The organism is Streptomyces sp. NPDC127190, assembly GCF_042672505.1.
Taxonomy (GTDB): Bacteria; Actinomycetota; Actinomycetes; order Streptomycetales; family Streptomycetaceae; genus Streptomyces.
Genome location: NZ_JBHXVE010000029.1, coordinates 63,159 through 86,251, shown reverse-complemented (window position 1 = coordinate 86,251; position 23,093 = coordinate 63,159). Strand labels below are relative to the sequence as shown.

At 70.9% G+C, this 23,093-nt stretch carries 25 protein-coding genes and 1 pseudogene; 14 read left to right on the top strand and 12 right to left on the bottom strand.

Annotated features, from left to right (window positions below):
• Positions 1–221: 221 nt before the first annotated feature.
• Both ACFVIU_RS32685 and ACFVIU_RS32680 read left to right on the top strand, forming a co-directional pair.
• Positions 222–728: pseudogene (locus tag ACFVIU_RS32685) on the top strand (Tn3 family transposase); the annotation flags it as partial.
• 525 nt (positions 729–1,253) lie between these two features.
• Complete coding sequence (locus tag ACFVIU_RS32680) at positions 1,254–1,673, top strand: hypothetical protein (protein WP_385846973.1); 420 nt, start codon at positions 1,254–1,256, stop codon at positions 1,671–1,673.
• Positions 1,674–1,677: 4 nt separating this feature from the next.
• Here ACFVIU_RS32680 and ACFVIU_RS32675 read toward each other — a convergent pair whose 3' ends face one another.
• Entirely contained in the window at positions 1,678–2,172 is a 495-nt protein-coding gene (locus tag ACFVIU_RS32675) for a GNAT family N-acetyltransferase (RefSeq protein WP_385846972.1), read from the bottom strand.
• On the opposite strand from ACFVIU_RS32675, the gene ACFVIU_RS32670 reads away from it, so the two are divergent.
• Positions 2,140–2,463, top strand: coding sequence for a hypothetical protein (locus ACFVIU_RS32670; RefSeq protein WP_385846970.1), 324 nt, complete (start codon positions 2,140–2,142; stop codon positions 2,461–2,463). The two genes, ACFVIU_RS32675 and ACFVIU_RS32670, sit on opposite strands and share 33 nt — an antisense overlap.
• A gap of 25 nt (positions 2,464–2,488) precedes the next feature.
• On the opposite strand, the gene ACFVIU_RS32665 is transcribed toward ACFVIU_RS32670, so the two are convergent.
• Entirely contained in the window at positions 2,489–3,166 is a 678-nt protein-coding gene (locus ACFVIU_RS32665) for a hypothetical protein (RefSeq protein ID WP_385846969.1), read from the bottom strand.
• A gap of 151 nt (positions 3,167–3,317) precedes the next feature.
• Here ACFVIU_RS32665 and ACFVIU_RS32660 point away from each other — a divergent pair, with 151 nt between their 5' ends.
• A complete protein-coding gene (locus tag ACFVIU_RS32660) occupies positions 3,318–3,980 on the top strand; it encodes a TetR/AcrR family transcriptional regulator (protein WP_385846968.1) in 663 nt (220 codons plus the stop codon).
• 127 nt (positions 3,981–4,107) lie between these two features.
• Here ACFVIU_RS32660 and ACFVIU_RS32655 read toward each other — a convergent pair whose 3' ends face one another.
• Both ACFVIU_RS32655 and ACFVIU_RS32650 read right to left on the bottom strand, forming a co-directional pair.
• The gene (locus ACFVIU_RS32655; protein ID WP_385846966.1) at positions 4,108–4,899 is read right to left on the bottom strand and encodes an alpha/beta fold hydrolase; all 792 of its coding nucleotides are present in this window, start codon (positions 4,897–4,899) and stop codon (positions 4,108–4,110) included.
• 36 nt (positions 4,900–4,935) lie between these two features.
• Entirely contained in the window at positions 4,936–6,144 is a 1,209-nt protein-coding gene (locus ACFVIU_RS32650) for an MFS transporter (RefSeq protein WP_385846965.1), read from the bottom strand.
• Between the two features lie 59 nt (positions 6,145–6,203).
• On the opposite strand from ACFVIU_RS32650, the gene ACFVIU_RS32645 reads away from it, so the two are divergent.
• A complete protein-coding gene (locus ACFVIU_RS32645) occupies positions 6,204–6,566 on the top strand; it encodes a MerR family transcriptional regulator (RefSeq protein WP_385846964.1) in 363 nt (120 codons plus the stop codon).
• A gap of 151 nt (positions 6,567–6,717) precedes the next feature.
• On the opposite strand, the gene ACFVIU_RS32640 is transcribed toward ACFVIU_RS32645, so the two are convergent.
• The 4 genes from ACFVIU_RS32640 to ACFVIU_RS32625 form a co-directional block, all read right to left on the bottom strand.
• Positions 6,718–7,860, bottom strand: coding sequence for a serine hydrolase domain-containing protein (locus ACFVIU_RS32640; protein WP_385846990.1), 1,143 nt, complete (start codon positions 7,858–7,860; stop codon positions 6,718–6,720).
• Positions 7,861–8,196: 336 nt separating this feature from the next.
• Entirely contained in the window at positions 8,197–8,679 is a 483-nt protein-coding gene (locus ACFVIU_RS32635; RefSeq protein ID WP_385846962.1) for a hypothetical protein, read from the bottom strand.
• 66 nt (positions 8,680–8,745) lie between these two features.
• Complete coding sequence (locus ACFVIU_RS32630) at positions 8,746–8,979, bottom strand: hypothetical protein (protein ID WP_385846961.1); 234 nt, start codon at positions 8,977–8,979, stop codon at positions 8,746–8,748.
• 48 nt (positions 8,980–9,027) lie between these two features.
• On the bottom strand, positions 9,028–10,551 hold the full coding sequence (locus ACFVIU_RS32625; protein WP_385846960.1) for a dienelactone hydrolase family protein: 1,524 nt from the start codon (positions 10,549–10,551) through the stop codon (positions 9,028–9,030).
• Positions 10,552–10,669: 118 nt separating this feature from the next.
• Here ACFVIU_RS32625 and ACFVIU_RS32620 point away from each other — a divergent pair, with 118 nt between their 5' ends.
• Both ACFVIU_RS32620 and ACFVIU_RS32615 read left to right on the top strand, forming a co-directional pair.
• A complete protein-coding gene (locus ACFVIU_RS32620; protein ID WP_385846959.1) occupies positions 10,670–11,608 on the top strand; it encodes a MerR family transcriptional regulator in 939 nt (312 codons plus the stop codon).
• 232 nt (positions 11,609–11,840) lie between these two features.
• The gene (locus ACFVIU_RS32615) at positions 11,841–12,392 is read left to right on the top strand and encodes an SRPBCC family protein (protein WP_385846958.1); all 552 of its coding nucleotides are present in this window, start codon (positions 11,841–11,843) and stop codon (positions 12,390–12,392) included.
• Positions 12,393–12,622: 230 nt separating this feature from the next.
• Here the strand turns inward: ACFVIU_RS32615 and ACFVIU_RS32610 are convergent, their stop codons facing one another.
• Complete coding sequence (locus ACFVIU_RS32610; RefSeq protein ID WP_385846956.1) at positions 12,623–14,053, bottom strand: GNAT family N-acetyltransferase; 1,431 nt, start codon at positions 14,051–14,053, stop codon at positions 12,623–12,625.
• A 182-nt stretch (positions 14,054–14,235) separates the two neighbouring features.
• Here ACFVIU_RS32610 and ACFVIU_RS32605 point away from each other — a divergent pair, with 182 nt between their 5' ends.
• From ACFVIU_RS32605 to ACFVIU_RS32575, 7 genes are all read left to right on the top strand, one after another.
• On the top strand, positions 14,236–15,255 hold the full coding sequence (locus ACFVIU_RS32605; protein WP_385846954.1) for a radical SAM protein: 1,020 nt from the start codon (positions 14,236–14,238) through the stop codon (positions 15,253–15,255).
• Between the two features lie 3 nt (positions 15,256–15,258).
• Complete coding sequence (locus ACFVIU_RS32600; RefSeq protein ID WP_385846953.1) at positions 15,259–15,588, top strand: PqqD family protein; 330 nt, start codon at positions 15,259–15,261, stop codon at positions 15,586–15,588.
• Positions 15,585–15,740: a hypothetical protein gene (locus tag ACFVIU_RS32595; RefSeq protein WP_385846952.1), complete on the top strand. Its 156-nt coding sequence runs from the start codon at positions 15,585–15,587 to the stop codon at positions 15,738–15,740. The genes ACFVIU_RS32600 and ACFVIU_RS32595 overlap by 4 nt, the downstream gene beginning before the upstream one ends.
• Positions 15,741–15,816: 76 nt before the next feature.
• Positions 15,817–18,159, top strand: coding sequence for a B12-binding domain-containing radical SAM protein (locus tag ACFVIU_RS32590; RefSeq protein ID WP_385846951.1), 2,343 nt, complete (start codon positions 15,817–15,819; stop codon positions 18,157–18,159).
• Positions 18,156–19,403 carry a hypothetical protein gene (locus ACFVIU_RS32585; RefSeq protein WP_385846950.1) on the top strand — a complete coding sequence of 416 codons (1,248 nt, stop codon included), beginning with the start codon at positions 18,156–18,158 and terminating at the stop codon, positions 19,401–19,403. The genes ACFVIU_RS32590 and ACFVIU_RS32585 overlap by 4 nt, the downstream gene beginning before the upstream one ends.
• Positions 19,393–20,598, top strand: a complete 1,206-nt coding sequence (locus ACFVIU_RS32580) for a hypothetical protein (protein WP_385846949.1) — start codon at positions 19,393–19,395, stop codon at positions 20,596–20,598. The genes ACFVIU_RS32585 and ACFVIU_RS32580 overlap by 11 nt, the downstream gene beginning before the upstream one ends.
• A gap of 57 nt (positions 20,599–20,655) precedes the next feature.
• Positions 20,656–21,417 (top strand): maleylpyruvate isomerase family mycothiol-dependent enzyme, encoded by a 762-nt coding sequence (locus ACFVIU_RS32575; protein ID WP_385846948.1) that lies wholly within the window; start codon positions 20,656–20,658, stop codon positions 21,415–21,417.
• Between the two features lie 39 nt (positions 21,418–21,456).
• On the opposite strand, the gene ACFVIU_RS32570 is transcribed toward ACFVIU_RS32575, so the two are convergent.
• The 3 genes from ACFVIU_RS32570 to ACFVIU_RS32560 are packed head-to-tail and all read right to left on the bottom strand — an operon-like array spanning position 21,457 to position 23,041.
• Positions 21,457–21,891 (bottom strand): arsenate reductase ArsC, encoded by a 435-nt coding sequence (locus ACFVIU_RS32570; protein ID WP_385846946.1) that lies wholly within the window; start codon positions 21,889–21,891, stop codon positions 21,457–21,459.
• Entirely contained in the window at positions 21,891–22,664 is a 774-nt protein-coding gene (locus ACFVIU_RS32565) for an aquaporin (RefSeq protein ID WP_385846945.1), read from the bottom strand. The genes ACFVIU_RS32570 and ACFVIU_RS32565 overlap by 1 nt, the downstream gene beginning before the upstream one ends.
• Positions 22,661–23,041, bottom strand: coding sequence for an ArsR/SmtB family transcription factor (locus tag ACFVIU_RS32560; protein WP_385846944.1), 381 nt, complete (start codon positions 23,039–23,041; stop codon positions 22,661–22,663). Before ACFVIU_RS32560 ends, ACFVIU_RS32565 begins: the two co-directional genes overlap by 4 nt.
• Positions 23,042–23,093 lie beyond the last annotated feature (52 nt).

The following is a 23,093-nucleotide window of genomic DNA, read 5'->3' as shown; positions in this document are numbered from 1 at the left end:
GGACCCGGCATGGTGCGGGTGCGTGCTCGACACCGTGGCCACCTCCCGTCTGTTCGAGTTCCCGCAGGCCGGGCTGCGACATGCGCCCGACCATCTGTTGCGGACGCGAGTACCCAGAGCCGGGGAGTTCAGAGCGGTCGGCATGACCTGACCCCGGCCCGTGCGTTTGGTCGCGGGTGGTGGGGGAGGCGGTTCCAGCGGCCTGTACGACGTAGCAGCCTTTCCAGGAGGCGGCCCGCGGCCGGGTGGACCTCGCCCAGAGCGAACGCCACTGGGAGGACATCCTGCGGATCACCGGCTCGGTCCGCACCGGCGCCGTGCGCGCATACGACGTCATCCGCATGCTCTTCCGGAACGGGCGCCCCCCTCTCGGCGACGCGATCGCCCACTACCGACGGATCTCCAAGACCCTCCACATCCTGCGCCTGGCCGACGAGCCCGGCTACCGCTGCCAGGCCAACCTCCAGGCCAACCTCCAGGAGGGCCGCCACTCCCTCGCCCGGAAGATCTTCCACGGCGACGCTCTCGTACTCTTCAACACCCGGTACATGGACGCTGCGGTCAACCAACTGCGCACCGAAGGCGTCGACGTCCGCGACGGGACGTGGCCCGCCTGTCGCCGTTCGTGCGGCACTACATCAATATGCTCGGCCGCTACTCGTTCCAGCTCCCTGACTACCTGGCGCCTTGCGCCGCTGCGCGATCCCGACGCCGCAGAGAACGAGTGAGGGCTCGACAAATACCTGCACCCCGGGTGCTCGACTCATTGAGTCATTCGCCCGCACGTGGGCCGAAGGGCCCATGTGTCGACGAGCATGAAGGAGAAGAAGGGCGTGCATGGGTCTGGGGACCGTACCCCCTTGGGGCGGAACCCGAGTCGTAGCCCTTTCAATAGATGAACCCTAAACGGCCAAATGCCGTCTCCTGCGCCGGTCCAACAAATACCCAGGGACGACTCAGGCGGTAGCTCAGACACTGGCGACCAGAGCGGCAACGGCTCGGGGACCGGTAACCAGCCCTCCGACAACAGCGGCACGTCCAACGGCGGCCACCCGAACATCCCTTCCGACAACGGAGGCGCGAACACCCCCAACGGTGGACCCAGTCAGCCAAACCCCTCGGACAATGGAAACCATCGCACTACCGGTGATGAGACATCCAGGTACCTCGACCCCAAGACTGGACGTCTGACCTTCCCGAACGTCCCAGAAACCAAGAGAACTCCCGGGAGGGTATCGACAGATAGCCCAGAAGTGCAGAAGCAAGCCATCTCGTGTGGACTGGCCCTTGCCCAACTTAAGTGGGCGCCGTTGGCGGCCAAGCTAGGCTACAAATTCATAAAGGAGACCAAGAATACGGTAAAATTTGAGCAGGCGGGCGAGTATTGGACTGGCGTCGCTATTGCTCTCGCTCAGGATGGCGCCGGGCACCCGGTTCAGCTGGTCCTCGATGCCAGTGAGAACCTTCCGGAGATCGGAGCAGTAGTTGCATGCGCCCGAGTCGTCTCTGTAGCCGAAGACCAGGCGATTCAAAACGCTGAAAAGGCCAACCCACCCAAGAGTATCCTCCCATCCAATAAGCTGCCCGATAATACCGGTCCTCTCAACACCAAGCTGCCGGGGGAAACCGGGCCACAAGGCAATGCGACACCCATGACCAGTTCAAGGCAGTGACGCTTTACTGCTGAAGGTCGCGCTCGTACCAGGTGCCTGACTTGCCGCCGAGGTCGGAGGGGGCGGCCGGGCCGACCGGGACGAACCCGGCCTTGGTCAACACGCTCTGGGACGCAACGTTGTCGCGGGAGGCGGCCGCCCGCAGGGTGCGCAGCCCGAGTCGCGCCGCCGCCAGCCGGCAAAGCTCCTGGACGGTCGCGGTCGCCACGCCGCGGCCGGCGACCTGTCGAGCGACGCGGTAGCCGAGTGTCGCCGTGTTGTCCTCCATGTCGTACAGGTTGAACCTGCCGAGTACCGAGCCCTTCTCGGTGACGAGCACATAGAAGGCGCAGATGCCGGCCTCCTGCTCGGCCAGCAGGGCCTTGTACCGGTCAGTGAACCGGTCGAAGAAGTCGTCGCCGCGGTCGGAGACCGAGGTGGCGAAGTAGCTGCGATTCGCCAGCTCGAAGGCCAGGACCGCCGGGGCGTGGTCGGCGTGCAGCCGCTTCAGCTCGGGCATTGCCCGACTCTATCCGTCGCCGAGTACGGAGGACGTCTTGAGCGACGACTGCGCACTCTGGACGATCAGGTCGAGGCCCACGTCATCACCTTTCCCCACAGCGAGGATCTCGCTGCCTACCGGGCGGACCCCAGGCGTTCTGCCGCCGCACCGCTGCTGGAATCGTCCGGAGCAGCGGTCGAACTGCTCGCGGTCCGCGATGTGTGGTGCCGGGCCGGCGTGATCGAAGGAGCCTTCTTCCACCTCGCCGACTCCCAGCGCTGGGATGCAGACCCCCGACGCCGACCATGACGCGCAGCAGGAGTCACGCCGAGCATCACGCGGCAGCGTAATCGACGCGGGGAGGCTGTTGGTTGTCGCCGGCGGTGGTCCGCTGGTTGCGCCACAGCGAGATGCCCAGACCGATCAAGGCCACTCCGGTCGGAACGGCCAACGGCCGGTTGAACGACTCCGGAAGTACCGCGAGCGCGACGGTGGCGACGGTGCCGGCGGAGAGGAGGGCCGCGGCCCACCGTGCGAGTACGCGCGCCCGGAACAGCGCGATGCCGAACAGGCAGCCGCCCGCAAGGTAGCCGATGGAGCTGAGGACGAACACCGTCTGCATGGCTCCGATGCCATGGGTCGCGGTGCCGCCGAAGGCGACGGCAAGGACGTCGTGGACGTAGTGGGGCGAGGTGTGCGCCAGCGAGGGGAGAACCGCGGCTGCGACGACCTCGACGCTCAGCATGAGCAGATAGCCGGCGGCGAACAGCGAGTAGCCGATGAAGCCGAGGATCCCTGTCTGCCGGACCTGACGCAGGTACATGCCGGTGATGCCGGCAAGCGCCAGTGCGGCCATGAGCGCCTTTGCGGCACTGCGAACGGCCCAGTCGGTGGTGGTGACCGAGGAGACATCCATCGGTGGGTGGTTGACCTGCACGCCGATGAACAGCAGTCCGGCGATCGCGGCAGAGATTCCAGCGGCCCGCGTGAGCCTCGCGGCGGTGATGGTCATCAGGGGCTGCTTCGTCCCGATGCGTCCTGGCGTCGAGCTCATGCTGTGCCTCCTCCATGAGGTGTACGACGTACACCTTTGCTGCGGCCAAATTAGGTGTACCGTGTACACCTGTCAAGGCTGGAGATCGGTCAGGCCGAAGAGGACCCAGATGCAGGACAGCGCCGCAGCCGTCGGCCGGGAGCGGCTCAACCGCGCCAAGGTGTTGCGTGCGGCCGCCGAGTTGGCGGATGAGGGCGGCTTCGACGCGCTCACCATGCGCAGGCTGGCGGCCCGGCTCGGCGTCGTACCCATGGCGCTCTACAAGCACGTGGCGGACAAGCATGAGCTGCTCGACGGCATGGTCGACCTGGTCTTCGCCGAGGTCGAGATGCCCGAGGACGCCGACTGGCGTACCGCTCTGCGCACACGCGCCTCGTCGATGCGGCAGGCGCTGCTCCGTCACCCGTGGGCGGTCGGCCGGATGGAGACAGGCACTCCAGGGCCGGCGAACCTGTGCCACCACAACGCCGTGATGCGCTGCCTCCGCCGCGACGCGGGCTTCCCGTTCCCCGTGGCCGTGCACGCCTACAACCTGATGGACGCCTACATCTACGGGTTCGCCCTTCAGGAGAAGACCCTCGCCGGCGACATCCCGGCCGAGGCGGCGCGACGACGGAAAGCCATCGCCGACCGGCAACCGTCAGAGATCGACGACTACCCCTACCTCGCCGAGGTGGTCACAGAGCTGGCGAAGACAGGGTTCAACTTCGCCGACGAGTTCGAGTTCGGACTCGACCTCATCCTCGACGGCCTCAGTCACCTGCGTCCGTAGGCGCCGACACGGACGCGCCGCCAAGAGGCCGGACGCGTCGCTGTGCTGTGCGCAAAGGATCCGTTGAAGACAGGACCGGCTGCCGGCGACGCCACAGTGGAGGTCGCCGGCAGCCGGTCAACGGCCGTCAGATGTGGCTGTCGCGCAGGAAGTCGCAGATGAGGGTGGCCCATTGTTCGGGCTGCTCGACGAACGGGAGGTGCCCGGTGGCGAGTTCGGCGTAGCGCGCTCCGGGGATGGCTTCGGCGAGTTGCCGGTGGTGGTGCGGGGTCACGAGCTGATCGAGCGTGGTGGAGATGACGAGGGTCGGCACGGTCAGCGCGGCGAGGTCGGCCCGGACGTCGACGTGGTTGAGCAGGTCGAGGTGCTCAGGTGTGCCGGGTGGGATGGTGGCCGCGGTGGTCTTCAGCGCGGTGTCCAGGTCGTCCTGGCCGAGGGCGTCCAGGGCCGGTGCGCTGAGTCCGAGCAACGAGAGGAAGGCGGCCAGCTGCTCCAGGTCCCCGGCGCCCAGCAGGTCGCGCCACAGTGTGGCGGCGAGGAGGAAACGCGGGTTGGGGTGGGCGAAGCCGGCGGTCAGGACGAGGGCCGTGACCCGGTCGGGGTGGCGGGTGGCGGCCCTGATGGCGACCGGGCTGCCGAGCGAGTATCCGGCGATGGCGAAGGTGTCCTGGCCCTCTTCGACGGCGGTGGCGACCAGGGCATCGGCGAGGCCGTCGAGGGTGAGCGGCGCCTCGGCGCGTTCGGTGCGGCCGGTGCCCGGATAGTCGGGGCCGATCACGGTGTGCTGGGCGGTCAGGGCGTCCATGATGGGGCCGTAGTTGGCGTCGATGCCGCCGCCGGCACCGTGGGCCAGGAGCAGGCCGGGGCCGGTGCCGCGCACGATGCGGCCGAGGCGGGAGGTTGGCAGAGCAGGGGACATGGTCGTTTCTTCTCCTTGGCTTCCGGCAGTGCGTGATCACTGCCGGCTGGTGCGGTGGTGGTGGACGGTTGCGGCGGCGACGAGTACGGCGCCGCCGACGAGCAGAGCGCCGATCCAGGGCAGATCGGTCAGGCCGAGGCCGGCGGTGAGGGCGCGGCCGCCGAGATGGGAGCCCCCGGCGACGCCGAGGTTGAATGCGGAGGCGCTGATCGCGGTGACCAGGGTGGGCGCGTCCGGGGCGGCGGCCAGTGCCCGGTCTTGCAACAACGGGATGAGGGCGGCCGCGATCACACCGAGGACGAGTACGGTGACGGCGGCCGTCCACCGGATCCGGCTGGTCAGGCTGAACGCGGCGAGGACACCGGCCAGGCCGAGCAGCAGGGAACACAGCCCGGCCCACGGGGTGTGGTCAGTCAGCCGGCCGCCGAGGATGTTGCCGCCGACCGCACCCAGCCCGAACAGGGCGAGCAGGGTGGTGACCGCGGCCGGGGTGAAGCCGCTGATCTGCTGCAACAAGGGCGCGATGTAGGTGTAGGCGGTGAACAGACCGCCCTGTGCCACCACGATGATCGCCAGCACCAGGGCCACCCTGGGCCGGAGCAGACCCCGCACCTCGCCCCCCGGACGAGCGGTCTCGTACGGCACCGGCGTCCGGACGAGGGCGGCCACGCCGCACAGCACGACAGTGGCGAGAGCCGCGATGGCCCAGAAGGTCGTACGCCAGCCGTAGTGGTCGCCGATCCAGGTGCCCAGCGGTGCGCCGAGGACCGTGGCCAGATTCCAGCCGGCCGTCACGACGGCGACGGCACGGCCGCGGCGGGCCGCCGGCACCATACCCACCGCGATCACCATCGCCGTTGCGAAGGCCGTGCTATGCGTGAGCGCGGTCAGCATCCGGGCCGCCATCAGGGCGTTGAAGCTGCCCACCAGGGCTGCGGCGAGGTTGCCGACGACGAACACACCCAGCAGCACCAGCAGCGCCCGGCGCCGCGCCAGCCGCAGCATCCCCACCGTCACCAGCGGCCCGGCGACGGTGACCACCAGGGCGTACCAGGTCACCAGGGAACCGACCGCCGGCAGCGGACGGTGCCAGTCGGCCGACAGCCGCGGCAGCAGCCCGACCATGACCCACTCGGCGGTGCCCACGACGAACACACACGCGGTCAGTACCGCCAGAGCAGCGCGGCGGCGCCATACGGGTGGGCAGGGGATCTCTGTCGCCGGGGGTGCGGTGCTGGTGGTCATGACCGCGACGCTAGAGTCTCACATCAGTGTCAGAGTCAACGCGGTGAGGTGCAGATCACGTGCGCATCGGGGAGATGGTCCGCCGGACCGGGGTCAGCGAGCGGCTGCTGCGCTACTACGAGGAGCAGGGCTTGCTGACGCCCACGAGGTTGCCCAGCGGTTACCGCGTCTACAGCGACGCGGACGTGGACACCGTCCGACGCATCCGCACCCTGCTCGCCGCCGGCCTGCCGACCGCCACCATCGCCCAAGTCCTGCCGTGCATCCGTGACAACGGGACAACCCTCGCGCCGGTGTGCTCCGACCTGGTGGCACAACTGCGCCGCGAGCGCGAACGCATCACCGACGCGATCACGGCCCTCCAGACATCGCAACGCATGCTCGACACCGTCATCGCGGCAGGCCCGACCGACACCGACTGAACGGCCCGTCCGATCCGGCGACCTGACACCAGGGCTGCTGCCGACCGGGTACGACCGGCTCGGCGTCCGCTACGAAGCGACCGTGCTGGTCGCAGCCATCCACGAGTGGCCGCGACCAGCACTTCACTCGAAGCCACCGACGGGCGGTGGACTACGGTCGCGTGTCGCAGAACTCGGCGTCGACGACCCGCTGCTCGTGCACGTTCCAGTCCCCGTTGAAGTTGAGCGCCAGGGCGTGCCTGCCGTCCGCGGTGGCCAGCGCCTCCGATATCGAGCCCTGGATTCCGCCGCTGTGACCCCACACCTCGACACCGCAGGACAGCTTCAGCTTCATGATGCCGAGGCCGTAGGAGAAGCCCGGCGCCTCGGGGACCTGCACGGTGGTGGTCATCTCCGTCAACTGGCGTGTTTTGAGGAGCCTTCCGGTGAGCAGTGCCCGGTAGAACCGGTTGAGATCGGGCGCGGTGGTGACGATCTCACCGGCAGCGCCCGCCAGGGACGGGTTGAGCACGGTGACGTCGTACGTCCTGCCGCCCGGCTCGCCGGGGCCTGCGAGTTCACCGGTCAGTTTGGAATAGGCCCTGCCCGCAGGCCCGGGCATGGAGGACCGAGTTCCCGGCAGGACGGTGGAGTTCAGGTGCAGGGGACGCAGGATGCGCCGTTCGATCTCGTCAGCGTACGAGCGGCCCGTGACCTTCCGGATCACCATGCCCGCGAGGACGTAGTTGGTGTCCGAGTAACTCCACTTGTCGCCGGGCGCGGAGGTGGGCCGATGTGTCATGGCGAGCCGGACGATCTGCTCCGGCGTCCAGGTGTCGTAGCGGTGGCGGAGAAAGGCGGTGCCGAACTCGCGCCGCTTGAAATCCTCGTCCTCCGTGTAGCTGTAGACGCCGCTGGTGTGGTTGAGGAGTTGGCGCAGGGTGATCTGCCGGCCGTCGTGTCCGTGTCCCTCGACCAGCCCCGGGAGCCAGTGGTCCACCGTGTCGTCCAGACTCAGTCTCCCTTCGCCCTCCAGTTGGAGCATCACCGTGGCCACGAAGGTCTTGGTGATGGAGCCCGCCCGGAACCGGTCCTCGACCCGCGGTGACCTCCCCGTCCCCAGGTCGGCGGTGCCGGAGCGGCCCGCCCACGTCCCGTGCCGGTCCTCGGCGACCGCGACACCACCGGGAGCCCCGTCCCGCACCACCCCGTCGAGCGCCTCCTGAGTGGCGCGGTGACCATCCGCGGCCTCCGTGGCTCGGGCCGCCTGGACCGGCATCGCCGCACCGGTCGCCATGACCGCCGCCGCCAGCATCCCGGCGGCCCCGAGCCGCAGTCTCCGCGCCCTGCGCACCGCGTGCCTCGGGCGCCCGCCCGACCCCTCGCCGGCCCGGGCGGCAGGTATCGCTCCCGGCCTCCGGGGTTCCTCCCGGCGGGGAAGATGCGGACCGTCCACTGCATGTGCACGCTGGGACACGGAAGTACTCCTCTGGGATCAGTGGGTGACGGCTTCTGCCTGCGACCGAGTATCGAAGAGCCGGACCGGTGCTGAGCAGCCCGCTGTCCACCGGTTGCACGGTGGGGTAAACCCCCGGATGCGCGTCGTCGGGCCCCCGGCTCGGGCCCGCGCGCAGGCCGTGCCGCCGCACTGTCAGGTCAGGGAATTGGCCGAAGAGTTCGGTGGCACAGGTCGCCGGGCCGGCGACTGCTGGATGGTGTGCGGTGGAGGGGGACGGTGCGTGGTGGCAGGCAGCGCCGCCTTGGCGAGCCGGGCGCGGTCGGGACCGGCCGGATCAGCGACGGCGAGCAGCCCGAGGACGGCCGAGGATGCCTGCGCCGGGTCGTCGAGGAGCGCTTCGAGCCGGGCGGTCAGCGGGCGCCCGGCCGGGCCGAGTACGGCGATCCCGCGGACGGCACGGGCGGCCATCCAGTGGAACCACTGACGGGCCTCGCAGATGTCGAACATTAAGGACAGCACGGGGACGACCTCGGCCGCATCCCCGGCGATTCGCCACAGGGCGGGTGCCAGGGCGAGGTCGTCCGCCTCCGGCGTGGTGTCGCGGTCGACGGTGTGGCCGAGCGCTGTCCGTGGGGCCGGTGTGAGAGGGGCGGCCACCGTGCCGAGGTCGGCCACGTTGTTCCATGATGATGAGTACGATCGGTGATTCCCAAAGGTTGGAGTGGCTCGGCAGTGTCGACTTCATCTGAGTTCCGTGGCTTCGACGTGGTGTTGCGGGGTTACGACCGCCGTCAAGTGGACGGCTACCTCAAGGCCCTGGCCCAGGGAGACTCGCCGCAGTCCCTCCCGGCGTTCCGGGTCGCTCTTCGGGGCTACGACCGTCGGCAGGTTGACGCGCGCATCGCGGAACTTCTCCGGGGCGGAGGCGCCGGCGGGTAGCACGTCGTACAGCGTCTGGAGGGCGTCCTGCTCCACGAACGGCCGGAGCGGCGCGAGCCGTGAGACGGCGGCCAGCCGCGGCGGTCAGCCGGTCAGGTGGCCCACCACCGACCGCATCGCCTGCCGCAGCGCCGTACTGACCTCCTCGGGCGGGTCCAGGGTTTCGAAGCCGTGGCGGCCGCCAGGCACGTCGACCAGTTCCAGGCGCGCCCCGTGGTCCTTGGCGGCCTTCACGAACTCCTCGACGGTGGCCGCGATCTCCGGTGACTCCCGTCCGGCCCGAAGAAGTACGACGGGCAGGTCACCCGCGTGCGCGAGCGCGCGGAGGGGATGGAACCGGGCGTCCGACAGGCCCCAGTTGGGCAGCGGGGCCAGGATCGGGTAGCTCGCGGCCACGCAGCGCAGCCACGGTGGCGGCGCCGACAGCCACGGGGCGGTGAGCAGGCCGCCGCCGGAGAAGACCCACAGGGCGATCCGGTCGGCGTCCACCCGTGGATCGGCCCGTACGATTTCCACCGCGGCGGTGACGTCGGCGGCGGCCCGCTCGTAGTCGCCGACGTCGTGCAGCCGGTGGTCGAGGGTCACACCGACCAGGCCCTCGGCGGCGGCGTGACGGGCGTACCCGACGAAAGTGGGCCACTCGCGCGGGGTGGGCCGGGCCCCTGCGGGCAACGGGCCGCCGTGCACGAACACCACGGCCGGCCGCGGGCCCTCGGCGTCGGGGACGTACAGGTCGACGTGTCCGTGGCGCTCGCGGGGCACTTCCGGGACGTCCAGCGGGAACGGTCGCAGGTGGGCGGGTGGTTCGCAGGTGCCGGCCGGCCGCAGGCGGCGTCCCTCGCCCGCCGCCGCCAGCAGCAGGGACTCGGCCAGCTCCGCGGGGGTGGACAGCATCGGCCAGTGCCCGGTGGGCAGTTCGAAGAACGTGACCCGGGGATCGGTCAGGCGCTCCAGGGCCGGGTCGCCGAAGTCGACGAGCCGTTGCACCAGTTCGACACTCACCCCGTTGGAGAGGCACAGGATGCCCGTGGTGGGCACCGCGGCTACCGGTCCGGCCAGCCGCAGCGGCTCCAGCAGGGTGGCCAGCGGCTGCGGCGCGGCCAGGGCCGCGAGCCGGTCCAGCGCCGCGTCGGTGACACCGGCGGTGCTGCCCCAGCGCTGCCACTGCTCCCGCGTGACGGGCGGCGCCAGCTCCCCGTCCCCCTCTCCCCGCCGGGCCCGCTCGGCCAGCCGCGCGCGCAGCTCCTGGTCGGGTACGGCGGCCAGGGCGGGCACACCGTTCTGCGGCATCCCGGTGTCCAGGTACACCACGCGGTCGATGCGCTCGGCCCTGCGGTCGGCGGCCCCCAGCACGGGGTGGATGCCGTAGTCGTGTCCGACCAGCACGATGTGCCGGCCGGACGCCGGGTCGACCGCGTCGATCGCCGCGATCACGTCCGCGATGTGCGTCTCCAGGCCGACACGGGTCCCCTCGGCGGGGCGGTCCGGGTCGAGCCCGGTGAGCGGGACGGCGTACGCCTCGCTGCCCGCCTCGACCAGCCGCGCGGCGGTCTCCTGCCACACGTGGGCGCCGGTGAACGCGCCCGCGACCATGATGAAGACGGTCATGGCCCTCTCCTCCCTCGGGCGGCGCCGCGCCTGTCGCGTGCGCCGTCGTCCACGGGCCGGTCTCCCGGCCCGCGCGCCGGTACCGTAGAAACTCCCCCAGAGGGAGGTTCAACTGCCCGTGTCGCACGAGGTGCTGTGGAGCATCGGCGAGCTCGCCGAGCGAGCGGCCGTCACCGTCAAGACCGTCCGCTTCTATTCCGACCAGGGCCTGCTGCCGGAGGCCTCCCGCAGCGGCGGCGGCCATCGCCGGTACGGCCCCGACGCGCTGGAGCGCCTACGGCTGATCCGCTCCCTGCGCGGCCTGGACCTGCCGCTGCCCGAGGTGCGCCGGGTGCTGGACGAGGACGACGGGGCGGGGCGGGTTCTGGAGGATGCCGTGGCCGGGCGGCTGCGGGCGCTCGGCTCCGAGCTGCGGGCGCTGCGCTGGCGGGAGGCGGCCCTGCGCCTGGTGCGGGACTCCCCGCCCGGGGAGCGGGCCGAGCGGCTCGGACTGCTGGGCGCGCTGGACACCCCGCCGAGCACCGCCCCGCTGGCCCGGTTCTGGCGTGCCTGGCTGCCCGCGCGGATGCCGGCCCCGGCGACGTCCGCCTTCCTGGAGCTGGCGGTTCCGCAGCCGCCCGCCGAACCGCATCCGGCGCAGGTGCTCGCCTTCGCCCGGCTGAACGCCCTGATCAGCCGGCCCTGCCCGGGCGGCCGGCAGCCCCGGCCGGAGGTGCATCAGGTGGCCGGTTCCGGCGGCTCGGCCGCGCTGTACGCGGGGCTCGCCGAGGCGTACGACCTGGCGGGCCCGCACCTGCGCCGGGAGCGCACCCCGCGGCCGGGAGAGGCGCTGGACGCCTATGTGGCCGCCTACGCGAGCGCGTACGGCACCCGGGACACCCGCGACTTCCGCCGCCGGCTGGCGCACCTGCTCGCCGCCGAGCCCCGCCTGGACCGCTACTGGGAGCTGACCGCCGCCGTGCTCACGCCCCCGGGCGGCCGGCCGGAGCCGACCCCGGGCTCCGCGGACACCTGGCTGCGCGCGGCGCTGGACGGGGACAACACGCACGCGGCGTAGAACATGATCGTCGTGGCCGCCTCCCTGCCGCCCCTGCGGGGAGACGGTGCGGTTTCGGCGGAGGGCCGTGCCCGGGCGGCCGGGCCGGACGGGTCCTGGCGCGCGCCGGAGACGAGGGAGCCGTCACGCGGGGTGTCCGGAGGACGACGGAGTCACCACGTGGAACCGGCGCCGAGGCGGGTACCCGTCACCGCGTACCGAACCGTCACCCCGGGACCACGGAGGAACACAGATGAGCACGGTCAAGGAAACGGTCGAGGTCGACGTCCCGATCCACACCGCCTACAACCAGTGGACGCAGTTCGAGGAGTTCCCGCAGTTCATGGAGGGCGTCGAGGAGGTCAGGCAGGTGGACGCCCGCCACAACCACTGGACCATGAAGGTCGGCGGCGTCAAGCGGGAGTTCGACACGGAGATCGTCGACCAGCTTCCCGACGAGCGCATCACGTGGCGCACCACCAGCGGTGACACCCAGCAGAGGGGCAGTGTCCGCTTCCAGCGGGTGGACGACACGCACACGCGCGTGGAGCTCGTGATGGACGTCGAGCCCAGCGGCGCGGTCGAGAAGGTGGGGGATCTCGTCGGCACCATCGACCGCCGCGTCAAGGGCGACATGAAGCGCTTCAAGAAGTACATCGAGGAGCGCGGCGCCGAGTCCGGCGCGTGGCGCGGCCGCATCGCGCCCGGTGCCACCGGCGGCACCCCGGGCGGCATTCCCGGCGGCACCACCGGCGGTATGCCTGGGGGCACCACGGGTGGTACGCCCGGCGGCACGACTCTCTGACCCCCTGGCGCCGCCACACCGCGTGGGGGAGGCCGGCGCCGGTTCGACCGGGCGCCGCCCCCCCTCGTGCGCGGCGCCCGTGCCATAGGATCGCCGGCGGCTCCCGCCATGGCTCCGGCGTCCCCGGCGTCAAGACAGAGCGGCGGCACCCGCCCGGATGCCGCCGCCCTTCGCCTGAAGAGCGCGATCATCGGCGGCCTGTGAACAGCGAGCCGGCCGCTTTCCCGCGCTCAGGCCCGGGTGAGAATGAGCGTGGCCATCGGGGCGCCGTCCGCGGCGCCGGAGTTCAACCTGGCCGTCTCCTTGCCGGTGACCGACAGACCGGCTGCCGCGAACAGCGGCGAGAGGGTCGACGGCGTCCAGATGCGGTCGTTCATGTCCGCGATCACGCACCGCACCGGCTCGCCCGGTGCCGTAGCGGTGCGCGGTACGGCCGCCGTGCGGTGCAGTAGCCCGGTGGCAGCGTCGAACCGCATGGACCAGATGACGATGTGATTGATCCCCTCGCGGTCTGTGAACGAGTCCACGACCATGCGGCCGTCCAGATGGGACATCGTGGCCGGTGCGCCGTCGTCGAAGACGCTCACCGCGATACGCCCACCGGGGGCCAGCAGGGACCGGGCGTGGGTGAGCAGCCCGACCACGACCGACGGCTCCGTGAAACCGTTGAGGGTGCAGTCGGCCAGCAGCATCGTGTCGAAGGCGGTGTCCGGGCGGTAGGCCAGGAAGTCGCCCGTCACGAACTCCACCCGGTCGGCACCGGCGGCCGTGGCCCGCGCCCGGGCGCGCTGGAGCGCGGGCTCGGAGGTGTCGATGCCCACCAGCAGGGACGCTTTCGTGGCGGTGGCCAAGTGGACCAGGGCGCGCCCCGTCCCGCAGCCCACCTCCAGCACCCGTGCCCCCTCGCCCACGGCGGAGGCCAGGCCGGCGAGGTCCCAGTCGGTTTCGCCGGTGCGGCGCTCCACGTCGCGCTCGTAGTCGTCGAAGAGCGGGGCGTCGAAGTAGTACGGCTCGACCTGGACGCTGACGTCGGGCAGCTCGAAGAACCGGTCCAGCGGCGGGACGGGCTGCGGCACCGGTGTCCCGGCGCGGCTGTAGTCGGATCGCGCCGCCACGGGCGCCTCCCGGCACAGGAGCAACGGCATGTCGGCCGTCCACAGCACCCGGGTGCGGCTCTGCCCTGCTGCCACGGCGATCTCTTCGCGCGAGGCCTCGGTGAACCCCAGTCGCCGCAGCAGCGGCACAGCCCGGGTGTTCTCGGCCACGTGGCAGTCCACCCGCAGCCGCTGCACACCGCGCCCGGCCAGTGCCGTGCTCAACCCCAGCAGGATGCCTGTGCCGAGGCCGCGGCCACGCCACTCCGGGTCGACCACCAGCAGGCCCAGCGCCGCCGTCCGGGCGTCGGGGTAGCCCTCCAGCAGATCGGCCGCGGCGACCAGACGACCGTCGACCCGGCATCCCATCAGGTGCTTGAGGTCTGCCGGTACGTGCTGAAGACCTTCGAGGAACTGGCTCTGCGCGTCCGCCGCTCCGGTCGGAATACCGAAATTGAGCTGAGAGTAATCGTCGCACCTCTCCAGCAGGTCCTGTAGCGCGGGCCCGTCCTCGGGCGTCAGAGCGACCAGTTTGCGATCATTCGGCAGCGTTACGCGAAGCGTCACCGCTCTCCCTCGGTCGTGCCCTGGCATTTCACGATAGCGAGTCGCCAACTTAGCAAGCATCGTTGCCAGTTGCCAACAGAGCACCTAGGATGCCGTATTGCTACTCGTACGGCGAATGTGAGCCGGACTCGAGCCGGCGGATCCCGGACCGAAATCGCGGGAGCAATCAGATGGTCATTCAAATGTCCGCGCCGTTCAGCTTTTGGGTGCAACCCACGAAACGCACCAATCTCGACAGCATAATGGCCTACGACGTGCACGATCCGGCCGAAACCGAACTCACCTTCGAAGAAGTCACCGGGTCGATGCAGGAGATGTTCGACCAGAACGTCATCAGCGTCTTCTTCGAGGGCGGCGAACCCTTCCTGCGTGATGACTTCCTCGACATGGTCGAATACGCCACACCCAACGCCTTCACCATGGTGCGGACCAACGGAACCCTGGTGACGGCCGAAACGGCCCGCAGCCTCAAGGCGGCGAGCGTGGGTGTCGTGTGCGTGGACATCGAGGGCGGTGACGCGGCCACCCACGACACGCTCGTCGGTCTGCCCGGCGCGTTCGACCGAGCGGTCGAGGGGGTCCGGCACCTGGTCGACGCCGGCGTCACCACCTTCATCACCACCATCCTGACCAGCCACAACATCGACCAGTTGCAGGCACTGGCCGACCTGACGGCCGCCACCGGCGCGGAGAAACTCGGGGTCCTCAGGCTCTACCCACTGGGCCGGGCCCGCGCCAACTGGTCCCGGCTCTCGGTGCCGCTGCCCCGGCAGATGGCCGCGCTCAAGGCGATCAGGGTGCCCGACGGGGTGCAGCTGATGCAGTCCTGGCACCCCAACGACCCGAACTGCTGCTGGCAGATGGCGGCCGTCGACGCATACGGCAACAGCATCGGCTGCCCGTACCTGCGAGACTTCGCCAACTACGGAAATATCCGGCAGACATCGTTCATGGAGACCTGGCGCAATCCGATCTACAAACAGGTGCGCGCCGCCAGCGCGGTGAACGCGTGTCCCGAATGCGCGGCGAACGACCGCAACCGCTCCGGTGGCTGCCGGTCGACCGCATACGCCTTCGGAGGATCCTGGGACGCACCGGACCCGTACTGCACCCACATGAACAACGGCACCGACCTGACCCGCCTTCCCGGCCGGATAGCCGATCTCCCCTTCGGTGCACCGCCGACCATGTCAGGGGTGTGACCCGTGACGACCGAATCCCCGGCACGCACCGTATATACGCAGAATTCCCGGCTGCGGCTGCGGCCGTTCGAACCCTGGCACGCGGTGATGGCCTACACGCCGGACAAACCTGCTCTGCACTGGCTGAATTCCCATTCGTGGCTGGTCCTGGAGTTGTGCGACGGCCGCACGCTCGAGGAGATCGCCGAGACGATCGCGGAGGTCATGCCCGACCGCGACGACGTCCTCGCCTCCACCATGGGCTGCATCGAAGACCTGGAGCGGAAGAACCTCATCCACGCGAGCACCGACGCCGGGAACGCTCCGGCAGGGAAGGAGGTGAAGAACCGATGAGCAAACACATCGACATCGAAAAGCTCAAGGCGATCGCCGCCGAGGACAACGAGCGCCCCGAGGTCTCCACGATGGACCCCCAGGTCCGGACCTCCAAGTACGCGCTGTTCCCCGAGCCCAAGGACATGTCCGCGCTGGAGGACGAGTCCTGAGCTGACGGGCGCCCGGCGCGGTCGACGACACGCCGGGCACGGTAGTTCCCTTTCGCCCCAGGCACGCGGAGGTTCCATGGCAGGTCGTCCTCGTACGCTGCTGGTGAACCCACCGCTGTGGAACGTCTACGCGCCGCATCTGGCGGTGCCACTGCTCACCGCCTCGCTGCGCAACCACGGTTGGCCGGTCACCGCTCTCGACCTCGGCGCCGTCCACCTGCGGTGGATGCTGACGGCCCGGACGGTGGCCGGCCTCTGCGCACGCTACGACCGCGCGGACGAGCTGGGCCTCGACCCGGCCGCCGTGGACGAGGCCCGGCTGCTGCTGCCCTCGGTGTGCGACGACGTCGAGGCCGCCTGGGCCACCGTGCACGATCCCGCCAGTCTGCGCGACCACGCCGCGTTCACCCGGGCTGCCCGCACCCTCGGCAACGCCCTGGTGTGCCACTCGGCGGCCTTCGCCGGATTCCACTGCGACCTGCGCTCCAACCGCCAGCACTACAGCGAGCGCTCGAGCGCGTCGGTGCTCGCCGCCACCCGCGACCCGGACCGCAACCCGTACCGCTGGGCGTTCGAGACCCTGCTCCCGCCCCGGCTCGCCGACCCCCAACTGGGCCTGGTGGGCATCTCGGTGTCGGCCGACACCCAGCTCATCCCCGCCATGACGGTGGCCGCCCTCGTCCGGGAACACCGCCCGGACCTGAGGATCGTCATGGGCGGCAACTACATCACCCGCATCGCCGGACGCTGGCGGGACCGGCACCCCTTCTTCGACCTGGTCGACGACTTCGTGCTCTACGAGGGCGAGGACGCGATCGTCGCGCTGTGCGAGACCCTCTTCGAGGGCGGTTCCCGTCCGGTGCCCGGCCGCAGCTCGCTCACCTCCGACGGGCGACTGGACTTCGCCCCTGCCCGCGACGTCGACCTGGCCACGCTGCCCGCCCCCGACTTCGACGACTACGACCTCGACTCCTACCTGGCCCCCGGCCCCGTGCTGCCCGTGCTGGCCTCCCGCAGCTGTGCCTGGAACTGCGCGTTCTGCTCGATCCCCTTCGCCAGCAACCGCTACCGCCACCGGGACGCCACCACCGTCGTGGACGAGATGCAACACCTGGCGCGGCGGTACGGCTCGACGTCGTTCATGTTCGTCGACGAGATCATGACCCAGCGGACGCTGCGCGAGGTCGGCGCCGAACTGGTACGCCGCGAGGCCGGTCTGCACTGGTACGGCGAAACCCGCTTCTCCGCCGGACTGGACGATGCCCTGGCCACCACGCTCTACCAGTCCGGCTGCCGCAGACTCGACCTCGGCCTGGAGTCGTACAACCAGCGGGTACTCGACCTCATGCGCAAGGGCACCCGCATCGAGCACATCCAGCCCGGCGTCGAGGCACTGCTGCGCGCGGGCGTGCCCGTGCACCTGTTCTGCATCACCGGCTTCCCCGGAGAGACGGCCGAGGAGGCCCGCCGCACCGCCGATTTCGTGGAACACACCCTGCGCCGTTCCAAGGAGGACTTCGGCCTGCCGTACTCGACCAGTGTCAACGGGCCGTTCGTGCTGGACCTGCTCTCACCGGTCGGCGAACACCCGGAGCGGTTCGGCATCAAGGTGCTGCACCCCGGCCCGGACGAGGACCTGGCGCTGAGCGCGGACTACGTGAGCGCGTCCGGGCTGACCGGGACCGAGGCCGCGGCGCTGGCCGCGGAGGCGGACGCCCTGCCCGACACCGGCCGCACAGCGCCCTTGCAGCACCGCGGCCTGATCGGCGAGTCGGAGGAGTACGCCTTCCTGCGCTGCGTCCTCGACACCGGCGTACCGCCCGGGCGTCCCCTCGCCGCAGCCACCGTGTTCACGCCGGCGCCCGGCGACCCGCTCCGCCTGGCGGACGGGGTGGCCTGGCGGGTGTCGGCCGATGCCAGGACGGTCGGGCTGTACGCCGCCGGAGCCGACAGTATCCTGCGCCTGCCCAGCCGGTACGCCGGACTCCTCTCCGACCTGGACGAAGGCGTCCGGCCCGGCGAACGGGACGGCGGACGGTACGAGGACGACGTTCTGGAAGTGCTCTGCACGCTCTGGACGTTCGGGTTCCTCGCGGACCCCTGGCGCCACGCCACACCCCTCCGCGCCGGGCCCACCCCCGGACTGCGGGTCAGGACCGCGCCCGGCTGGCGCCACTCCGTCGACCCGGACACCGGCCGGGCGCGGATGACCAGCCTGGTGACCGGACGCGAAGTGGAACTCAACGTTCACGCCTTCCTGTTGTGGCTCGACCACGCCGAGGGCGGGCAACCCGCCGTGGCCGACTGGCACGCGGTGGCCGACATGATCAGAGTCGAACTCCTCCAGGCGTACCGCGCAGACGACCCGGTGACGACGGAAGCCGGATCCGGCCAGGAAACGGAACGGGAAGGCGCATGACAACCATGCAGACCGTCGGCAACGGCAACCGGCTCGCGTACTGGCATGCCTTCCTGAAGCGGTACTGGGAACGCGAGGCGGGCATCGTCGGCGCCCCGCCGGTCGACCTCGACCTGGGCGGCGACTGGTTCTTCCAGGCCGTCGTCGCCGCGGCCGCCGCGGGTGAAAAGGGTGAGGGACCGCTGCTGCGGCTGACGGTCGCCGGCAGGAGCCCGCACGCCGACCGGGCCCGCTACCTGCCCCGCACCGAGGACGGCTCCGTCGCCGGGTTCCTCGCCCGCATGGACGACGAGACCGGGGGAGCGGAGTGGAGCATCGGGCTGAGCAGGCTGCACCGCACCAGCTTCGAGCTGTGGGAGCGGGCCGCAGTCTTCACCGAGGAGCTGTGGAGCGCACTCGGCGGCTTCCCCTCCGGCTACGCCGACACCGACATCTTCCTCGGCCGGTACGCCGGCACACGCGGCGGCATCCACTGCGACAACGCCGCCAACTTCATGTTCGGCGTCGCCGGCCCGAAGGAGCTCATCGTCTGGCCGCCCTCCGACGGCGCGTGGCTGCCCCTGCACCGCAGCGACTGGTCCTCCGTACGCCACACCGGGCAGACACTGCGCGCCAGTACCACCGACATGGGCTACTTCCCCTCCCGCTTCTGGCACGTCGGATCCTCCCCGGACGCCTCGTCCGCCACCTTCAACATCGCCCTCTTCTTCGACGGCGACCCGCTCGACACCGCCACCGCCGCCGTGGCCGCGGCACTCGCCGGCACGCCCCGCCCGCCGTACGACCAACTCGTGCGCCCGAACGGCACGGAGCTGCCCGAGAGGGTGGCCGACCTGCTCGACCACGCCCTCGCTCGCATCGACCGGGCCGACATCGCCGACCGGCTGCTGGCCACCTGGCTGCGCAAGCTCAGCGCCCGCGGCTTCGGCCACGTTCCCGACCCGCTCGAGGTCATGCCGGTCGACCACGACCTGCCCGTGCGGCTGCACCGCTTCCCGGTGGTCCACCAGCGGTCCAAGGGGCGCCTGCTGGTATCGGCCAACGGCCACCTCGCCCGCCTGCCCGACCACCCCGCGCTGCCCGCCGTCCTCGACCGGCTCAACAGCGGGGAGATCGCCACCCCGGCGGACCTGGCACGTGAACGTCCCGGTGTGGCAGGGGACTTCGCTGATATCGTCGACGCCGTCCTCTACCGGCTGCGCTCGTGGCGCGCGATCGACGTCCTGGACAGGGATGCCCGTTAGCCCCCCTCGCACCCGCCTGCGCGCGGCCCTGCTCTTCGCCGTCCTGCTCGCTTCCTCCGGAGGCGACGAGGTCGCCGTCTTCGCCCTCACCTTCCATCTGGCCCCCTCCGGCGCCTACTTCGTCGGGACCCTCCAGATCGCCGGTCTCCTGCCGGGGGTGCTCCTGGGACGGCCCGTGGGCAGGGCGCTGGTGGGACGCCGCCCGGGACCGGTGCTGGCCCTGGCGTCCGCCGCCCAGGCGGCCATCACCGTCGTACTGTCGTCCGGTCTGCCGCCGGGCGGCACCGTCGCGGGCGTGGCCCTGCTGGCGGCGGTGAACACCGTCAGCGTCACGGCGCTGAACGCGGCTCTGCCGGTGCTGGCGGGCACCGACGTAGCCGAGAAGGCCTACGGTCTGGCACAGTCGGCCGGCTCACTGGCCATGGTGCTGGGCCCGCTGGCGGGCTCGGCCCTGTTCGCGACCCTCGGCATCCGCGGAGCCCTGCTGGCCGACGCAGCGACGTTCCTGACGGTAACGGCGTACGGCGTGGCGGTGCGCACCGTAGAACTGATTCCGGACGACACCGAATCCGACTCCGCGTCCGAACGCGGGGGACTCACCGGCGGCTCACTCCTCGCCCTCGGCCTGGTGTTCGTGGTCATCGCCGCCACGGCAGGAACCGACGTGGCGTTCGTCTTTCTCGTCCGCGAGCACGCGCCCGGCTCCGCCGTCACCGTGTTCGGATTCGCCACCGCCGCGTGGGCCGTCGGCATCCTCGCCGGCAGCGCCCTGGCCGGCCGCCTCGCCTCCACACCACCCGTGGCCCGCCTCGCCCTCTCCGGCTCGGTCATCGGCACCGTCTACCTCGTCTGCGGGCTCGCCCCCACCGCCACCGTCCTGCTGACCACCTTCGTCATCGGCGGCATCGCCAACGCCGTCTTCAACACCACCCTACGCGCCGCCATCTACCGCATGACCGGCCCGGCGCAGTCCGCCCGCGCCTTCGGCGCCTTCACCGCCGGCGTCAACGCCGCCGTCCTGTGCGGCATCCTCGTCACGACTCCGTTCGCCGAAGACGCCAGCGCCCCGGCCTACGCCGTCGGCGGCGCCGCGGCCCTGTGCGCAGCCCTCGCCACCGTGCCCATCGCCCTGCGGACCCGCGCGGCGGATCCCGGCCGACCGCGCCTCCGCAGGCCTGACACGCGGGCCCGCTGAGCTGACGGCCTGGAAATTAGGGTGTGGTCGGCAGAGCCGGGGTGATAGGTAAGCGATGTGACAGAGAGTCTTGAGTTTTCCGCCCTGCTGCAACTGATCGACGAGCGGTCGGCCGCGTTCCGGAGTGCGGTTGCCGCCGCGCCCAGCCTTGACGCGCCGGTGCCGTCCTGCCCCGAGTGGACGGTGTTCGATCTGGTGCAGCACCTGGGTACGGGCCAGCGCTGGTGGGCCGCGATCGTCGCCGCGGGCCCGGCCGAGGCTCCGCCGGCCAAGGATGCCGCGGAGGCACCGCGCGAGCTCGATGCGCTGCTGGCCTGGTACGCCGAGTCGAACGAACTGCTGCTGACCGCGCTGCGCGAGGCCGGCCCGGAGCGCGGGTGCTGGACGTGGTGGAGCGCCGGTGTGTCGCCGGCGAATGCGTGGGGCGTCGCCCGGCGCCGGGTGCACGAGGTGCTGGTGCACACGTACGACGCCCAGCTCGCCGCAGGCGCCGTGCAGCCCATGCCGGCGGACGTCGCGCTCGACGGCGTGGCCGAGTTTCTCGACACCTGCAACTCCACCCCGGCGGCCTGGCCGCACCAGCCCGCCATCATCCACTACCACGCCGCCGAGGGCCGCTCCTGGCTCCTCGCGCTGGACGGCAGCGGCGCCTGGCCCGCACCCCTGACGGACGACGCCCCGCCCGCCTCCGCTTCGGCCACGGGCACGGCCGAGCAGCTGCTCCTCTTCGTCTGGGGCCGCCTCACGATGAGCGACCTGAAGATCGAGGGCGACCCGCAGGTGTTCGAGCATCTGATCGCCTGGGAGCCCGAGGAGTAGCCGGTCAGTACCGCCGGCGGACGGCCTCGATGACGTCCCTTAGTTGGCCCTGCCGTGGCATGCTGCGGGCCCGATGCCGAGTTCCGTGAGCAGGCCGCGAACGCGCCGCTCGATCTCGTCGCGAATCGGGCGCACGGCGGTGACGCCTTGGCCGGCCGGGTCGTCGAGCTGCCAGTCCAGGTACCGCTTGCCGGGGAAGTACGGGCAGGCGTCGCCGCAGCCCATCGTGATCACCACGTCTGACGACCGCACCGCCTCTGTGGTGAGGATCTTGGGCGTCTCGGCCGAGAGGTCGATGCCCACCTCGGCCATGGCCTCGACCACGGCCGGGTTCACGGTGTCGGCGGGGGCGGACCCGGCCGAGCGGACCTCGACCCGGCCTGCGCCGAGGTGGGTGAGGAAGGCGGCGGCCATCTGGGACCGGCCGGCGTTGTGCACGCAGACGAACAGCACGGAAGGAACGGCGGAGGTCATTAGGCTGGTGCGCTTTCTTCGAGGGAACGGGCGGGAGCGGAGGGCTGCGGCCCGCCGTGGGGGACGATGACCTCATCCTCGCGCATGGCGGCCGGCCGGCCGAAGCAGACGACCACCAGGCCGAGCCCGGCGGCCGCGCCGATCAGCTGGGCGGCGAGGAAGGGCAACACGGAGGTGGGGGCGATGCCTGCGAAGGTGTCGGTGAATGCGCGGCCGATCGTGACGGCCGGGTTGGCGAAGCTGGTAGAGGACGTGAACCAGTACGCGGCTCCGATGTAGGAGGCGACCAGCAGCGGCGCCAGGTGCGGGCGGCCGGCCCGGGCCAGGCCGAAGACAACCCAGACGAGCCCGGCGGTGGCCACGGCCTCCGCCAGCCACAGGTGTCCGGCCCACCGGTCGTGGGTGGAGAAGCGCACCAGCGGTTTCCCGAACATGGCGTCGCCCAGCACGGACCCGGCGATCGCCCCGGCGACCTGGGCAGGCACGTACGCGGCGACGTCCCGCAGGGTGGGGTCGTCGCCGGTGCGGCGGCCGGTGAACCAGGCCACGAGGGTGACCGCGGGGTTGAAGTGCGCCCCCGACACCGAGCCGAGCAGGGCGATCAGCACGCCGAGACCGAAGACGGTGGCCAGGGAGTTCGCCAGCAGCTGCACCCCGACATCACGGGTCAGCTCGGTGGCCTGGATCCCGGAGCCGACCACCACCGCGACCAGCGCCGCCGTCCCCAGCCCCTCGACCGCCGCCCGCCGCAGCAGCGGGGCCGGCACGCTCACGCCGAGGCCTTCGCGGACACGGCCGGGATCTGGAGCAGAGCGGACAGCTTCGCCAGGGCTTCGGGGAGAACCCAGTAGTACACCCAGGTCCCACGCCGCTCGGAGCCGACCAGCCCGGCCTTGCGCAGCACCTTCAGGTGATGGGAGATCGTGGGCTGGGAGACGTCGAACGGGCCGATGAGGTCGCACACACACGCCTCGCCGCCTTCGTGGGAGGCGATCAGCGACAGCAGCCGCAGCCGGATCGGGTCCGACAGTGCCTTGAACATCCGCGACAGCTCGGCCGCGGCGTCCTCGCCCAGCGGCTCGCGGACCATCGGGGCGCAGCACACCGCATCGTCCTGTCCGAGCACCGGAAGACCAGCTTGTTTCGACATTCCCCAATATTGACAGCTGTCGATTCAGGCGGCAAGGTCAGTTGTATCGACA

What these genes read in the sequence shown, in the direction of transcription:
- ACFVIU_RS32675 (WP_385846972.1), bottom strand. Translation starts at nt 2,172, where the DNA reads ATGCCCGAGCTGAAGCGGCTGCACGCCGACCACGCCCCGGCGGTCCTG.
- ACFVIU_RS32665 (WP_385846969.1), bottom strand. Translation starts at nt 3,166, where the DNA reads ATGACCATCACCGCCGCGAGGCTCACGCGGGCCGCTGGAATCTCTGCC.
- ACFVIU_RS32660 (WP_385846968.1), top strand. Translation starts at nt 3,318, where the DNA reads ATGCAGGACAGCGCCGCAGCCGTCGGCCGGGAGCGGCTCAACCGCGCC.
- ACFVIU_RS32655 (WP_385846966.1), bottom strand. Translation starts at nt 4,899, where the DNA reads ATGTCCCCTGCTCTGCCAACCTCCCGCCTCGGCCGCATCGTGCGCGGC.
- ACFVIU_RS32650 (WP_385846965.1), bottom strand. Translation starts at nt 6,144, where the DNA reads ATGACCACCAGCACCGCACCCCCGGCGACAGAGATCCCCTGCCCACCC.
- ACFVIU_RS32640 (WP_385846990.1), bottom strand. Translation starts at nt 7,860, where the DNA reads ATGCTGGCGGCGGCGGTCATGGCGACCGGTGCGGCGATGCCGGTCCAG.
- ACFVIU_RS32625 (WP_385846960.1), bottom strand. Translation starts at nt 10,551, where the DNA reads ATGACCGTCTTCATCATGGTCGCGGGCGCGTTCACCGGCGCCCACGTG.
- ACFVIU_RS32615 (WP_385846958.1), top strand. Translation starts at nt 11,841, where the DNA reads ATGAGCACGGTCAAGGAAACGGTCGAGGTCGACGTCCCGATCCACACC.
- ACFVIU_RS32605 (WP_385846954.1), top strand. Translation starts at nt 14,236, where the DNA reads ATGTCCGCGCCGTTCAGCTTTTGGGTGCAACCCACGAAACGCACCAAT.
- ACFVIU_RS32595 (WP_385846952.1), top strand. Translation starts at nt 15,585, where the DNA reads ATGAGCAAACACATCGACATCGAAAAGCTCAAGGCGATCGCCGCCGAG.
- ACFVIU_RS32590 (WP_385846951.1), top strand. Translation starts at nt 15,817, where the DNA reads ATGGCAGGTCGTCCTCGTACGCTGCTGGTGAACCCACCGCTGTGGAAC.
- ACFVIU_RS32585 (WP_385846950.1), top strand. Translation starts at nt 18,156, where the DNA reads ATGACAACCATGCAGACCGTCGGCAACGGCAACCGGCTCGCGTACTGG.
- ACFVIU_RS32580 (WP_385846949.1), top strand. Translation starts at nt 19,393, where the DNA reads ATGCCCGTTAGCCCCCCTCGCACCCGCCTGCGCGCGGCCCTGCTCTTC.
- ACFVIU_RS32570 (WP_385846946.1), bottom strand. Translation starts at nt 21,891, where the DNA reads ATGACCTCCGCCGTTCCTTCCGTGCTGTTCGTCTGCGTGCACAACGCC.
- ACFVIU_RS32560 (WP_385846944.1), bottom strand. Translation starts at nt 23,041, where the DNA reads ATGTCGAAACAAGCTGGTCTTCCGGTGCTCGGACAGGACGATGCGGTG.